Here is a 13,986-nt window from a genome sequence, read left to right on the forward strand (position 1 = left end):
CAATAGCCTGAAATTTGATAAACTGTTCGTGACTTAAAACTTTTTTATAACCCTTATTTCTTTTTTCTAGAATTTTATTAATGTCAAAATCTGGATCCTTATCAATAGTATCTTCAAATGCTTTTTTTGAGATAAATATTTTGATTCAACTTTTAGAAGTTGCTGCGACTGTTTGGGTTTTAGGTTGAGCAGTAAACTTAATTTCTCTATTTTCTTTTCTGCTTCCTCAATGAAAATATTTTGCGACGATGCGCAAGAAAAAATAGGAATACAGAAAGTATAAAAAAGTAAGATGTCTTCATTTGGAATTATATTCAGACCAATATTTTACACTAAGCGTTGTACTTATTTAACCTCAAGATAAAATAGTAGTTCTGATTATCTCTCAATCCAAACCCTTCTTCCGGAAAGCACACTTAGAGAGTCTTTCACTTTTGTTGTGTCGGCATTCGCGGCTGGTAGCTTAATAAACAATGCGTAATTGACAGAGTCCGCCGTTTCTATTTCAACCGGCCAGTTAATGTTTTTAAGTTGACTGAATCGTTTGGATGCGCGAGGTTCGCGGGTGATCTCTAAAATATACTTATAAGAAGCTGGTTTATCTGCTGCCGATTGTGGATTTAAGGATGTAGAGCTGGGCCGGGGCGATTGTGCGCTATCTGTAACAGCACCATCATTGTGCGCTGTAGATTCTTCAATTGCACCAGCATTGTCATCCGAATTTTTTACATAAAACCAAACCGTTGCGGCAATAGCGAGCAGACATAATATTGTTATAATAGCTGCTGGCCTTGTCCTTCTGGGTTTTCTCGTTTCATCAATATAGGCTTGTGGTATGAAATTTTTTTCGGTAATAGGCGCCGCCTTTCTTCTTTCTGTTTGCTGATATTTTTCTTTATGAAACTCCAGGGTTCCATCAGATTTTTTAGTTACCGTGCCAATGCCACTAATAAAATAGGGTTTGCCTGTATTGAGAAAGTTGATCACCGCATCCAGTTCAGACATCAGGTCAGACTTAGCCAGTACCTTCATTTTCCCTGTTTGCGTAGAGACATATTCGACCAGATCATCATCCACCTCGCTTATTTTCTCTTGTTCAAACCTGATGCTGAGCAAAGATGTTCCTTTTTTACTATAATCCACCTCCGGATCGTAAGCGCTATCTGCATGAAAAGTTCCTAAGCCAGGTAAGCTTAATGTTTTGTTTGCTGTAAGATATTGAGTTAGGATAGGTGCTAATTTCACAAACAATTGATTATGATGAGTTCGCAATATAATTTTTTTACTGGTATTATCAAAACAGGCTAAAGAACTTAATTTTGCCGCATGTACACAAAGGAAGAGGAGGCCTTTATAAAATATTGGGAGGTGAACCGTACTAAAAAGAAACGCCTTTTTAGAAGAATTCTGTTAGGACTACCCGCTGGAATGGTTTTAATGATCGCCATTTTACTGAACTTTATGAGTGGTTGGTATAAACGTGCTTCCATGATAGCCAATGCAGATCCGTCGCTTTTTATAATTTTATTAATAGCTGGAATAATTATTGTTGCGTTTACCGGGGTGTTCTCGTCTTACCACAAGTGGGATATCAACGAAACCCGCTACAAAGAGTTGATTAATAGAAAATAGACCTTTTTAACCACTTTAGAAATTTTAAAAAAGTAAGAATGAAAAAAAGTTTTTGGTTGCCAATGATGGCCGTTGTAACGGCTTTAGCTTTAACTGCATGTTTAAAAAATGAAGATGATGTTGTAAGATGTACACCTAATTCATTGGAAAGGGATAGGGCTATTATAGATTCCTTTGCTTTTGAAAACGATTTGAATCTTACATGGGATGCTACTGATACAGGCCAGATTTATGTGCAAATAATTAGCGAAGGTACTGGGTCAATGCCCAATCTCGATTCTTTAGTGGCGTTCAAAATGACTGCAAAGTTATTATCAGGTTCGGAGATTTTAGCTGCTGATGTTACTACTGCGACAAATAGTGTTAGATATTATAATAATTTTATCATCGCCTATTCTTTACGCAAATTACGAGAAGGAGGGTCTCTTAAAATAATTGTTCCATCTCGAAATAATGGATTAAACTGTAACGAAGGAAGAGCTGAGAACGGAAATGTTATACCTTCTAATTCACAAATAATTTACGATGTATCATTGACAGACGTGAAGCAATAACTAAATAGCAATAAATTTTCTTATGAAAAAAATTTTATTGTTGCTTTTTGTGGCAACGAGTGTTTTTGGTATAATTGGCTGCTTAAAGAATGATGATGACTACAAGCCTTGTGTAGCTAAGACATTAGAAGAAGATATGCCTGCAATGACAAAATTTGCTACAGATAGTGCTATTAGTACCATGCAGGATGCAAGTGGCCTTTTGTATCAAATTATTGACCCGGGTACAGGTGCTTCACCCACATCAAACAGCACTGTTACAGCAAAATATGTTGGCCGTACTTTGGATGGGAAAGGATTTGATTCATCTTATGTAAGAGACCCCGGAGGAACTCAGTTTCAGTTAAACGGCGTTATTGAAGGATGGACGATTGGCATTCCCAAAATAAAGGAGGGCGGAAAGATCAAGTTAATTATCCCTTCATCTTTAGCTTACGGATGCGCATACCATCCTTTGCAAAACCAATCTTTATATTTCTATATTGAGCTTGTAAAAGTGCATTAGATGTATCCAAAATAAATTGAAAGGCTTGATTTTATCAGGCCTTTTATTTTTTTGTGATTTATCGAATATATCCATGAGAATTTGATGTAGGTTTGCCAGATAAAAAGTTGCAATGCAGTACGAGCCAATATCGGTGTTTGATATGTTGAAGATTGGCGTTGGCCCGTCCAGTTCCCACACATTAGGGCCATGGCGTGCGGCAGAGCGTTTTATAAATGAATTAAAAGCGCAGGACAGGCTTTCGAAAGTTACTCATTTAAAAGTCCTGTTATATGGTTCACTGGCTAAAACAGGTATTGGACATGGTACCGACATTGCCGTGCAACTGGGTTTGTGTGGTTTCGATCCGGTTACCTTCGATGTTGAACAAATTACGCCATCCATTAATAAGATCGCACAAACGGAGCAACTTGTTTTAGCTGGCGAACATGAAATAACATTTACTCCATCGAAGGATATTGAGTTTTTATTTACCGAAACATTGCCCTATCATTCCAATGGCCTAAGTTTTCTGGCCTCTTTTGTCAATGGCGATTCGATTGCAGAAACCTATTATTCCATTGGTGGCGGATTTGTAAAAAAGAAGGTGAAGTTGTGGTGGCTGACGCTTCTGTTAGCTTACCTTTTCCGATCAATGATGCAGATGACTTGCTGAAATGGTGTATTAAAACGGGCTTGGCGATCAACGAAATTGTGTATGAAAACGAACAGGCCTGGCGTAGCGAAAGCCAGATAAGAAACGGAATGTTACAGGTTTGGCAAGTGATGAAAGATTGTGTTTACAGAGGTTGCCACACAACGGGCATTTTGCCTGGCGGACTAAATGTTCGCCGGCGCGCAGCCAGCCTAAGTAAAAAATTATTAGGCGATTTAAATTATTCCAATTATGAGGAGTGGATCATTGCCATTAAAAAAGGCGGTGACAATTTTAAATATACACTGGATTGGGTAAGTTGTTTTGCCTTGGCCGTGAATGAGGAAAATGCCTCATTTGGGCGCGTGGTTACTGCACCAACAAATGGATCGGCTGGCGTGATTCCTGCCGTACTTCATTATTATATGATCTTTTGCAATGGCAACAATGACGAAGAAAAAGTAATTAACTTTTTGATGACAGCTTCTGAAATTGGCAGTATTTTTAAAAAGGAATCTACGATTTCTGCAGCAATGGGTGGATGCCAGGCAGAAATTGGCGTATCCTCATCAATGGCGGCAGCTGCGCTTACCGAAGCGATGGGCGGCTCGCAAAAGCAGGCGTTAATGGCTGCCGAGATAGCGATGGAACATCATTTGGGCATGACCTGCGATCCAATCGGTGGGCTGGTACAAGTGCCCTGTATAGAACGTAATACCATGGGCGCTATCAAAGCTATAACTGCAAGTCAGTTGGCTTTGCAAAGCACGCCTGATTTTGCACGTGTATCTTTGGACGAAGTAATTAAAACAATGTGGGAGACCGCGCAGGATATGAACTTTAAATATAAGGAAACGGCAGATGGCGGATTGGCGGTGAATGTGCCGTTGAGCTTGCCGGAATGTTAGGGAAAGTTGATAAGGATAATTAGCCGATTAGCTAATGTGATGATATGATAATGCGATGTGATGTCTGAACCTGGATTTATTTGATTTTGTGATTAGGAAGGAAATGAATATTTCATTTATCTTAATCATGTTTAATTAATGCCAATGTCATAAAACGTACATCGTAATTCTTAACTCGTACATTGATTTGCGGAGAATAGGTAGGATGATTTATATGCTGCAGTACAAGCGAGCGTGGCAAGGAAGATGCCAGTTGTTTATAGATGATTCAATAAAAAAATTAAAACGTATATAATTTAAGATGACAAGAGCTGAACTGATACAATTGATTAAAAGCAGAAAATCTTATTTGTGTGTTGGACTTGATACGGATATTGCAAAAATTCCGGAGCATTTAAGAGCGAACCCGGATGGCGTGGTTGAATTTAACAAAACGATTATTGATGCGACAAGAGACTTGTGCGTTTCGTATAAAATCAATACAGCTTTTTATGAATCGCAAGGCGTGGCCGGCTGGCAGGCAATGGAGCAAACGGTGACCTATATTGGTGATGATCATTTTAAAATTGCAGATGCCAAGCGCGGCGATATTGGGAATACGTCTGATCAATATGCCAAGGCTTTTTTGAAACGCTACCTTTTGATTCTGTTACCGTAGCGCCTTATATGGGAAGCGATAGCGTTCAGCCATTTTTGAAGTACGATGGGAAATGGGCAATTGTATTGGGACTTACATCGAACAAAGGTGCAGCGGATTTTGAGTTGCAGTCTTGCGAAGATGGCATGTTGTATGAAAAAGTATTAAAGACGGTTTCGCAATGGGGAACGGATGAAAATACAATGTTTGTAGTTGGCGCTACGCAGGCTGATTCTTTTACGGCTATTCGTCAAATAATTCCTAATCATTTTTTATTGGTTCCGGGTGTGGGTGCTCAAGGCGGCAGTTTGAAAGACATCTCGGAAAAGGCGATGAATGCTGATTGTGGTTTGTTAGTGAATGTGAGCCGCGATATTATTTTTGCTTCGGGAGGACAGGATTTTGCTGAAGCTGCCAGAGCAAAAGCATTGATGTATCAGAAAGAAATGATGGAGTATTTGAAATAGCTCGTCAAAAAATATCTATATTTGCGCCTCAGAAATAGTTTTCTGAGTTGGTCCGGTAGCTCAGCTGGATAGAGCAACTGCCTTCTAAGCAGTAGGTCATTGGTTCGAATCCAATCCGGATCACAATAAAATTCAACACTTACAATAGTAGGTGTTTTTTATTTATGGATACAATGCAGACAATCTTCACTAATTATATCTGCTTTTCGATGTACCATGATCAGACAAACTTTGCCAATTTTAAGCTATGCTATATATCATACACTATAAGCCGTGTACGGCAAATCTTGCAATGTCATAATTTGCAAAGTTAAAAATTAAGATATCTAAAATTGGCCATAAATGAATTAATTATTTTGATAATATTTCTTTTTTAAGAAAATGTTAGAAATATTCACAATTTTTGTAAAAATTACAATTAAGTTTTATAATAAAACAACGTAAATCTTATCTTTGCGCACAATTAAAACAAACTTATCACGATGTCTCTAAGAATTTCTGCACTTTCAAACATTCCGGCTACAACAGATGAGTTGGGAAAAATTACGCCAAAGATTACAACGGTATTTGGCTCACATGTATTTAACCTCAAAACTGCGAGAGAATATTTGAGCGACGATGCTTATAAAAGCATTTTGGCTTCAATGAAATCTGGTCAGAAAATTGACAGAAACGTAGCAGCGAACATCGCTAATGGTATGCGTGCCTGGGCAGAAAGCAAAGGTGTAACTCACTTTACACACTGGTTTCAACCGTTGACAGGCACAACTGCTGAAAAGCATGATTCTTTCTTTACACTTAAAAGTGATGGTACTCCGATCGAAGAGTTTGATGGTGCTGCTTTAATTCAGCAAGAGCCTGATGCTTCTTCTTTCCCGAATGGTGGCCTGCGTGCTACTTTCGAGGCAAGAGGTTATACTGGTTGGGATCCTTCTTCTCCTCCTTTTATTATTGAAATTGGACACGGACGTACACTTTGTATTCCTACTATATTTATTTCTTATACTGGTGAATCTTTAGATTATAAAGCGCCGTTATTAAAATCGATCGATGCTTTAAACAAGGCCGCGGTAGATGTATGTAACTATTTCGACAGAAATGTGACCAAGGTAACTGTTACCCTGGGTTGGGAGCAGGAGTATTTTGTAATAGATGACGGTTTGTTTAAGGCAAGGCCGGATCTTATTATGTGCGGACGTACTTTGTATGGTCATAACTCTGCAAAAAATCAGCAATTAGAAGATCACTATTTCGGATCGATTCCTGAAAGAGTATATGCTTTTATGCGCGATTTTGAAAACGAATGCTATAAATTAGGTATTCCTTTAAGAACACGTCACAATGAGGTAGCACCTGCACAGTTTGAGTGCGCGCCAATATTTGAAGAGGCCAACCTTGCGGTAGATCATAACACATTGTTGATGGATGTGATGACACGTATCGCATTAAGACACGGCTTGCGTGTATTGCTTCATGAAAAACCTTTCGCTGGTATTAACGGAAGTGGAAAGCATAATAACTGGAGTATGTCTACCGATACAGGTGTAAACCTTTTGGCTCCGGGTAAAACGCCTAAAAGCAACTTGATGTTCCTTGCGTTTTTTGTAAATACAATCAAAGCGGTTCATGATTATGCTGATGTGTTAAGAGCCGCCATTGCTTCTGCTCCAAACGATCACAGATTGGGTGCCAACGAAGCGCCGCCTGCAATCATTTCTGTATTTATTGGAGAATACTTAACTAAAGTATTGAACGATATTAAGCAGCGTGTGAACAATGATATGGATGAGCAGGATGAAAGCATGTTGAAATTAGACATTCACAAAAATATTCCTGATCTTTTATTAGACAATACTGATCGTAACCGTACTTCTCCATTTGCATTTACCGGCAATAAATTTGAATTTAGAGCGGTAGGTTCTACTGCAAACTGCGCAAGCCCAATGACGGTGTTGAATACCATCATGGCGCAAACGCTTAAGAACTTTAAAACTGAAGTTGATGGTTTGATCGAAAAAGGAGAGAAGAAAGAGATCGCTATTATGCAGGTAATTAATGATTACATTGTAAGCAGCGAAAAAATATTGTTTGAAGGTGATGGCTACAGCGAAGCTTGGGAAAAAGAAGCGGAGGAAAGAGGCCTTCCAAATCTGAAAACAACTCCGTTAGCGCTTGATGCAATGGTGAACGAAAAGAATACTGAGTTGTTTGTTAAGAACGGTATTTACAGTCATTCTGAACTTCATGCAAGACACGAAATAGAACTTGAAAAATATATTAAGAAAGTTCAAATCGAAGGCCGTATCATGGGCGAAATGGCTACCAGCATGATTCTTCCTCCAGCTATTCGTTATCAAAATCTTTTAGCTAAAAACATTAAAGGTTTGAAGGATGCAGGATTGACGGAAGAAGCTTATGCGAACCAAAAACAGATCCTTGATAAAATATCTGAGCATATTAACAAAGCAAGCGACCTTGTAGAGCAAATGATTGGGGCAAGGAAGAAAGCTAATGCGATTGAAGACACTCGTGAAAAAGCGATCGCATACGAAGCTGACGTGAAAGCTAAATTCTTTGATCAAATTCGTTACCATGCTGACAAATTAGAATTATTGGTAGATGATAAAGAATGGTATTTACCAAAATATCGTGAGTTGTTATTTTTACGCTAAGAAAATGAATAATCAATAATGAAGAGAGCCACGCAGTAAATAATGCGTGGCTTTTTTGTTTGGTTAGCACAGCGATTTCTTTCACGCAACGGACACAACGAATGCAGAGAACGAAACATGAGTTGTGTGAGTATCCGCCTTTGTTCCGTAGCATTCTTACGCTCTTTTGTAGGAAATACTTCCGGCATTATTCCACATAATTCTGCAAGTATTGAAAGTGGCTGCCCAAATTTCCTTTTGCAGCAATGGTGGCGCGCTTTATCAGGTTATTATTATTTTGCTCTGACAGATTATCTAAAACATATTTGATGAGCTGTTCCCCAAAATAGCGGCTGGCATCTCGCGGTAATTCATTAGGCAGATTTCCTACGGCCATTACGTCGACGGAGTTGGTTTCATAAGGCCTCGTTTCTTCAAAACTATTTCTGTCGATACCATAAACAGGATTTTCAATATTTCCATTACTGATATTGATGGGGATGGAGCCATATTTGTCATCAGAAATATCAGCGATGGTTTGAATGATAAAGCGATTATTGGTTATGTCTTCTTTTTGAAAAAGACGCGGAACAGATTCTTCCCAATAAATACCATTTAGTAGGATGTCTGTTTGCGCTGCATAGGCAAGAACCTGCATTGATAATTTTGTGGATTTTGATGAAAATCTTCGCGGCTGTAGTTTCCTGTAATTTCATGTTCGTAAAGATCGCGGCCTTTTAGTTGCGTGTAAACCGGATAAGCAAATCTTCTTTCTAAATATTCATCCGGCTCTACTTCATGCAAGCCCATCAAATTCATAATTTCGATAAGCCCATGTGCTACGCGCCGCTACCGGTTATTGCAACCTTTATATTGGGAAGTTTTAAACCAAAATAACTATGTATAAGGTCCTTAAAGTTTTTTTGTTTGTACACTCGTTCCAAATGATATAAGCCGGTTCGATTACCATAAGCCATAATTCCGTTGTGTGCACCAACAATTCCTGCAAAAAACCGAAACCAATAATGCGCTGGCCGTCTTCATGTTCTAAGCATTCATAATCAATTAAAGTGATCTTTTTTTGTAAAATAGCTTGAAGCAAATGCTTGTTGTGTGGCTGTTTCTTTTTCGTATGTGAAAAGAACAGGTAAGTTTTATTATTAATAAGGCTAGCTACAGGAACTTCTTTAATGCCAAGTAGCACATCGCACTTTGATAAATCCTGATTTAGCTTTACGCCAGCCCTTTCGTATTCAAAGTCTTTATAGCTGCGTGTTTCAGAAGGTTGAACAGTTATTGTCAGGTTTTTTTAACTGATAATAGCCAACGGCATTGATCAGGTGTAAGTGCGACGCGGTTGTCGTGTGGTATTTTTTCTTCTTTTATGATACCAAGATTTATCATGTAACTTTGTTGCAATGTTGTACGTAAGTTACTTTAAAGATTTTTGAATGGCGAATCTTAAGAAGATATTTAAAATTATTATCAGGGCAGTTATACCCAGGAAGAAGTGTTGTAAATAGGCGTTATAAATAATAGTGTTTTGCCATGATATTTTAAAATAAAATTCGTAATATTGCACCCGCTTCAAAAAGCAGGCCCAGATGGCGGAATTGGTAGACGCGCTAGACTCAAAATCTGGTTTTCGCAAGGGAGTGCAGGTTCGATTCCTGTTCTGGGCACACAACCACCTTTGATGGGTGGTTTTTTTATGCGTTTAACTATCAATGTATCCCGAAATCATCAATTTATACTGCCTTGTTTATTAAAATAAGATTTTGCAAAAAGGGAAATGGGTATCCCAACGCAGAAATATAAAATTGCTATAGCGATTATTGCTTTTTCTAAATTAAAAGGGGATGATTGAATTTTACTTAATGGTATAATTACCATTGTTGTGACCACCCAGGCAATTAGTGCAATTAAAAAGGAGCTTAGAAAAATACTTTTCTTTAAGAATGAAACTTTGGTATAACTCAGGAAATAGGTAACTGCGCACATTAATACAATAAAAAAGTGTACTGCAAGGCCAAACAGAATATATTTTACCGCTCCGGAATAGGCCTCCTTTCCGAATATCCCACTTGCTATGTATTGTAATACAATATCTGGTGTTACTCCGTTCGACAAATAAGCTTGTGCAAATGCGGCACATATGTCTAATGAACCTGCAACGAATGTAGCTTTGAGAATTGCCTTTATCATTTACTAGAATTTTTTATAAGGTAAGTAACAGTCAAGAAGCGCTAACACCGGAAGCAATTGAAAACCTGTACATGAATTTAAAACAAAAAGTGCAAGTGTATCGAAAAATGAATTTTAGTGTACGTTGATCGATTAAGCGGCCAGAAAATATTTTTTAAAATATTAGTCTATTTATTTGGTAGACTAAAAGATATTGATAATTTTGCAACATCACAATTACACATTCACTAAACCGAAGTAATCATTTAGATATGGCAACTGTAAAAGAAAATACGGTGACGGTATTACAAGGGAAAGCAAATGTAACCCGATGTTAAAGCGTCTGTGCTTAGGCTCAGATTGCTTTTTAAGGTAGTCTGTATTGAACCTTCAAATCACTTTTTCAAATCACAGCTTAATATTAATAAAAAAACGGAAGCGCGGCAACGCTCCCGTAGACTGTTAAGCTTTTAATACATCTGAGAACATATTAATTCAATTCTTAACAATTTAAAGGTATGAAAAAAAGCATAACCATTTGCAATTACCACTCTATCGCCACTGCACATTAAAGAGATGCTATACAAGTATGGCTATTTGCTGTTGTTAGCAGGCATCTCCATCTAAACCAATTTCATTTTCCAACATTTATTTTCGGCATGTTGCTACAAAGCCTCATGCGTACAACTTTATTTTATGAACTACAATGGCTTTGTGATTCTAAGAAGAATCATGTTCCTTTTTATCATCCAATTTGGTTTCTACTTCTATGTAACTGCGCAGGATGAACCGCAACCCGTAATAAATTCTATCTTGGATGGTGTCATTTTGGATAGTATTGATAAACACCCACTGGACGGAGCAACAGTCAACATTAAAGGCACCACCAACCAAACTTCAACAGACAAAAAAGGAAAATTCCGTTTAAGAACAGGTCAAACTATACCATGCATACTGGTCGTCAGTTTTGTTGGCTATAAAGCAAAGGAGCTTGAAGTGACAGATACTTTATCTCTGCGAATTACACTGGAACCAATAAATCAGGATCTTTCGGAAGTTGTTGTAGTTGGTTACGGAACACAAAAGAAGAGTGATGTTACGGGAGCGGTAGCATCTGTTCCATCTGTTGTAAAAGACCAACCGGTTTCTTCTGTTGAACGTTTGTTGCAAGGTTCTGTAGCTGGTGTACAGGTTACGCAAACAAGCGGCCAGCCGGGCGGGGGTACTAGTATTCAGATACGTGGTAATAATTCGATTAATGCTGGCAGCAACCCACTTTATGTAATTGATGGGTTTCCTGTGAATACTGATTACGGATTAGTAGACGCTGGCGTGAATACTGGCTCAGCTATTAACCCTCTTTCTACTATCAATCCTACTGACATCGAAAACATAGACGTTTTAAAAGATGCTTCGGCAACTGCTATTTATGGTTCTCGAGGTGCTAACGGAGTGGTGATCATCACCACAAAGAAAGGAGCAAAAAATAAAAACTCATTTACTTATGACACATATTACGGCATACAGGAAGTAACAAAAACGTTACCGGTATTAAACGCAGCTCAATGGTGGCAATTGCGAAAGGATGCTGCTGCTAACTCAGGTAAAACAGCCTCTTTGCCTACCACATCAGGTTATGCGTTGGACACGACTGGCGTTGGCACCGACTGGCAGTCTGCAGCTTTTAGAAAGGCACCGATACAAAGTCATAGCCTGTCCTTAATGATGGGAACTGCTAAGACAAGGCTTGCGCTTTCCTTAAGCTATTTCGATCAGCAGGGCATTTTGCAGAATACAGACTTCAAAAGATTTTCAGGAAGATTAAATGTTGAACATGATTACAGCGATAAGTTTCATATATCAACCAGTATGATCGTTAGCAGATCAAAAGCAAATATTGCGCCTACTGCTGTTGTGGGAAATATATTGCTAACGCCGCCTTCTTTACCAATATACGATGATGCGGGTGCTTTTATACTTTACAGCCCGTTTGAATCTTCTTTACAGAACCCGATCAATTCTCTTTATAATCAACTTAACGAAAATAATATCAATCGCTTTTTAGGCAATGTTGCTGCAGAATATAAACTCACTAATGATCTTAAAGCAAAAGTATTGATTGGTGCTGATGTTGTCGATACTAAGCAAAATCGCTATTTACTAAAACTACTGCTGAAGGCCTGGACTTGCAGGGTCTTGCTCAAATAGGAAATTTAAACACTGTAAACTGGCTTAATGAAAATACGATCAGTTATGATAAATTAATTAATGATAAGCATCAGTTAAATGCGGTGGCGGGGTTCACTGCTCAAAAGTCAGTTACAGAGGGAGTCATTGCTGAAGCAGCGGGTTTTGCAACGGACGATGCTTCCTATCATAACATAAAAACAGGAATAACTAATCGCACTCCTTCTTCTTCTTATGTAAGTTGGGCTTTGGCTTCTTATTTGGGCCGTGTGAATTATATTTTTGATTCCAGATACTTATTCACGTTCTCGTTTCGCGCAGATGGATCGTCAAAATTTGGAGCCAATAATAAATGGGGCTATTTCCCTTCCGCAGCATTTGCGTGGAATGTAAGAAATGAAAAATTCTTTACCGATAATTCTTCCTTCTCTCAATTAAAGTTGCGCTTGAGTGCCGGAACCACAGGTAATCAAAGCATACCAGCCTACCAATCACTTTCTCAACTGGCCTATCTTCGATACAATTTTTCAAACACTACCGTACACGGTTATGCACCAGCAACGGTGGCTAATCCTGGTTTAGGATGGGAGAAAACTTTTCAGTTAAATGGTGGGGTAGACGTTGGCCTTTTCAATAACCGCCTTACACTAGTAGCAGATTATTATTACAAAAGAACTTCAGATCTATTACTTGATTTAACCGTTCCAGGTACTTCCGGATTAGCAGTTTTGAGCGGAGGTCAGGCGGCAACTATATACCAGAACATAGGTGTTGTAACAAACAAAGGCGTTGAACTGGCAATCAATTCAATTAACCTTGATGGTCCATTATCCTGGAAAACCGGATTGGTATTTTCAAAAAATGTAAATGAAATAGTAGAACTGGGAAATGGATTGGATCAAATCATACCTAATATATCTCAGCCTTCTATTATTAAAGTTGGATATCCCGTAGGTTCATTTATTGCTTATCAAACTGACGGGGTAATACAGGTAGGAGATGAACCGCTTACCCCGCAACAAAATAAAAGCCCTGGTGGACAGAAATACAGAGATGTAAATGGAGACGGTATCATAACACAGGCTGGAGATCGCGTGGTTATTGCTAATCAACCTGATTTTACAGCAGGCTTAACCAATAATTTTTCATATAAGGGTTTCAATTTTTCTTTCTTTTTGCAAACCTCTGTTGGCGGTCAGATATATAATCAAAACAGAAATAATCTTGAGCTTGCTACGGGCTACGCGAATGGCTCTGTAGATTTATTAAATCGTTGGACACCAACAAACACTAACACTGATGTAAAAGCTGCCTACCAGGATCCGGCCGCAACTATTTCTGATCGATTTATTGAAGATGGATCTTATCTACGGTTGAAAAATGTAATGCTTAGCTATACATTTTCTAGAAAGGCATTTGGCAACACCGGCATTAAATCGATTAAAATATACGGCTCTGCCCAAAACCTTATTACATGGACAAAGTACACAGGGTTCGATCCGGAAGTAAGCGTCAACAATCAGTCGCTTATTGCTCAGGGCATTGATAATGGTGTATATCCAAATAGCAAGTCTGTACAATTAGGTCTATTGCTCACATTATAAATTCAAAAAATGAAACGTCCATT

General features: G+C 38.4%; 15 protein-coding genes and 2 tRNA genes. 12 read left to right on the plus strand and 5 right to left on the minus strand.

Annotated features, from left to right (window positions below; all coding sequences use genetic code 11):
- Window positions 1-378 precede the first annotated feature (378 nt).
- Complete coding sequence (locus MKP09_RS03240) at window positions 379-1,272, minus strand: hypothetical protein (RefSeq protein WP_240826412.1); 894 nt, start codon at window positions 1,270-1,272, stop codon at window positions 379-381.
- A 54-nt stretch (window positions 1,273-1,326) separates the two neighbouring features.
- Between MKP09_RS03240 and MKP09_RS03245 the strand changes: the two genes are divergently transcribed.
- The 9 genes from MKP09_RS03245 (at window position 1,327) to MKP09_RS03280 (ending at window position 8,009) form a co-directional block, all read left to right on the plus strand.
- Window positions 1,327-1,632: a hypothetical protein gene (locus MKP09_RS03245; protein ID WP_240826413.1), complete on the plus strand. Its 306-nt coding sequence runs from the start codon at window positions 1,327-1,329 to the stop codon at window positions 1,630-1,632.
- Between the two features lie 38 nt (window positions 1,633-1,670).
- Window positions 1,671-2,186, plus strand: a complete 516-nt coding sequence (locus MKP09_RS03250; protein WP_240826414.1) for an FKBP-type peptidyl-prolyl cis-trans isomerase — start codon at window positions 1,671-1,673, stop codon at window positions 2,184-2,186.
- A 22-nt stretch (window positions 2,187-2,208) separates the two neighbouring features.
- Window positions 2,209-2,691 (plus strand): FKBP-type peptidyl-prolyl cis-trans isomerase, encoded by a 483-nt coding sequence (locus MKP09_RS03255; protein ID WP_240826415.1) that lies wholly within the window; start codon window positions 2,209-2,211, stop codon window positions 2,689-2,691.
- Between the two features lie 112 nt (window positions 2,692-2,803).
- Complete coding sequence (locus tag MKP09_RS03260; RefSeq protein ID WP_240826416.1) at window positions 2,804-3,346, plus strand: serine dehydratase beta chain; 543 nt, start codon at window positions 2,804-2,806, stop codon at window positions 3,344-3,346.
- On the plus strand, window positions 3,289-4,233 hold the full coding sequence (locus MKP09_RS03265) for an L-serine ammonia-lyase (protein WP_240826417.1): 945 nt from the start codon (window positions 3,289-3,291) through the stop codon (window positions 4,231-4,233). Before MKP09_RS03260 ends, MKP09_RS03265 begins: the two co-directional genes overlap by 58 nt.
- Before the next feature lie 301 nt (window positions 4,234-4,534).
- Window positions 4,535-4,891 (plus strand): orotidine 5'-phosphate decarboxylase / HUMPS family protein, encoded by a 357-nt coding sequence (locus MKP09_RS25310; protein WP_262915093.1) that lies wholly within the window; start codon window positions 4,535-4,537, stop codon window positions 4,889-4,891.
- Window positions 4,892-4,899: 8 nt separating this feature from the next.
- On the plus strand, window positions 4,900-5,337 hold the full coding sequence (locus tag MKP09_RS25315) for an orotidine 5'-phosphate decarboxylase / HUMPS family protein (RefSeq protein WP_262915094.1): 438 nt from the start codon (window positions 4,900-4,902) through the stop codon (window positions 5,335-5,337).
- A gap of 49 nt (window positions 5,338-5,386) precedes the next feature.
- Window positions 5,387-5,460: transfer RNA gene (locus MKP09_RS03275), tRNA-Arg, on the plus strand.
- A 359-nt stretch (window positions 5,461-5,819) separates the two neighbouring features.
- Complete coding sequence (locus MKP09_RS03280) at window positions 5,820-8,009, plus strand: glutamine synthetase III family protein (protein ID WP_240826418.1); 2,190 nt, start codon at window positions 5,820-5,822, stop codon at window positions 8,007-8,009.
- Between the two features lie 187 nt (window positions 8,010-8,196).
- On the opposite strand, the gene MKP09_RS03285 is transcribed toward MKP09_RS03280, so the two are convergent.
- The 3 genes from MKP09_RS03285 to MKP09_RS03295 form a co-directional block, all read right to left on the minus strand.
- Window positions 8,197-8,646 (minus strand): Rossmann-fold NAD(P)-binding domain-containing protein, encoded by a 450-nt coding sequence (locus MKP09_RS03285; RefSeq protein ID WP_240826419.1) that lies wholly within the window; start codon window positions 8,644-8,646, stop codon window positions 8,197-8,199.
- A complete protein-coding gene (locus tag MKP09_RS03290) occupies window positions 8,604-8,801 on the minus strand; it encodes a hypothetical protein (RefSeq protein WP_240826420.1) in 198 nt (65 codons plus the stop codon). Before MKP09_RS03290 ends, MKP09_RS03285 begins: the two co-directional genes overlap by 43 nt.
- A gap of 70 nt (window positions 8,802-8,871) precedes the next feature.
- Complete coding sequence (locus MKP09_RS03295) at window positions 8,872-9,291, minus strand: Rossmann-fold NAD(P)-binding domain-containing protein (protein WP_262915236.1); 420 nt, start codon at window positions 9,289-9,291, stop codon at window positions 8,872-8,874.
- Between the two features lie 295 nt (window positions 9,292-9,586).
- Between MKP09_RS03295 and MKP09_RS03300 the strand changes: the two genes are divergently transcribed.
- Window positions 9,587-9,670 (plus strand) — tRNA-Leu (locus MKP09_RS03300).
- Between the two features lie 61 nt (window positions 9,671-9,731).
- Here MKP09_RS03300 and MKP09_RS03305 read toward each other — a convergent pair.
- Window positions 9,732-10,193, minus strand: coding sequence for a hypothetical protein (locus MKP09_RS03305; protein ID WP_240826421.1), 462 nt, complete (start codon window positions 10,191-10,193; stop codon window positions 9,732-9,734).
- Between the two features lie 675 nt (window positions 10,194-10,868).
- On the opposite strand from MKP09_RS03305, the gene MKP09_RS25320 reads away from it, so the two are divergent.
- On the plus strand, window positions 10,869-12,380 hold the full coding sequence (locus MKP09_RS25320) for a SusC/RagA family TonB-linked outer membrane protein (RefSeq protein WP_262915095.1): 1,512 nt from the start codon (window positions 10,869-10,871) through the stop codon (window positions 12,378-12,380).
- Window positions 12,359-13,963, plus strand: a complete 1,605-nt coding sequence (locus tag MKP09_RS25325) for a SusC/RagA family TonB-linked outer membrane protein (RefSeq protein WP_262915096.1) — start codon at window positions 12,359-12,361, stop codon at window positions 13,961-13,963. The genes MKP09_RS25320 and MKP09_RS25325 overlap by 22 nt, the downstream gene beginning before the upstream one ends.
- Window positions 13,964-13,986 lie beyond the last annotated feature (23 nt).

This window comes from Paraniabella ginsengisoli, assembly GCF_022513635.1.
In the GTDB taxonomy this organism is placed as follows: domain Bacteria; phylum Bacteroidota; class Bacteroidia; order Chitinophagales; family Chitinophagaceae; genus Niabella; species Niabella ginsengisoli.

Coding starts and splice junctions, on each gene's coding strand:
- MKP09_RS03260 (WP_240826416.1), top strand. CDS start 2,804: ATGCAGTACGAGCCAATATCGGTGTTTGATATGTTGAAGATTGGCGTT.
- MKP09_RS25315 (WP_262915094.1), top strand. CDS start 4,900: ATGGGAAGCGATAGCGTTCAGCCATTTTTGAAGTACGATGGGAAATGG.
- MKP09_RS03250 (WP_240826414.1), top strand. CDS start 1,671: ATGAAAAAAAGTTTTTGGTTGCCAATGATGGCCGTTGTAACGGCTTTA.
- MKP09_RS03285 (WP_240826419.1), bottom strand. CDS start 8,646: ATGCAGGTTCTTGCCTATGCAGCGCAAACAGACATCCTACTAAATGGT.
- MKP09_RS03305 (WP_240826421.1), bottom strand. CDS start 10,193: ATGATAAAGGCAATTCTCAAAGCTACATTCGTTGCAGGTTCATTAGAC.
- MKP09_RS25310 (WP_262915093.1), top strand. CDS start 4,535: ATGACAAGAGCTGAACTGATACAATTGATTAAAAGCAGAAAATCTTAT.
- MKP09_RS03245 (WP_240826413.1), top strand. CDS start 1,327: ATGTACACAAAGGAAGAGGAGGCCTTTATAAAATATTGGGAGGTGAAC.
- MKP09_RS03280 (WP_240826418.1), top strand. CDS start 5,820: ATGTCTCTAAGAATTTCTGCACTTTCAAACATTCCGGCTACAACAGAT.
- MKP09_RS03255 (WP_240826415.1), top strand. CDS start 2,209: ATGAAAAAAATTTTATTGTTGCTTTTTGTGGCAACGAGTGTTTTTGGT.
- MKP09_RS25320 (WP_262915095.1), top strand. CDS start 10,869: ATGAACTACAATGGCTTTGTGATTCTAAGAAGAATCATGTTCCTTTTT.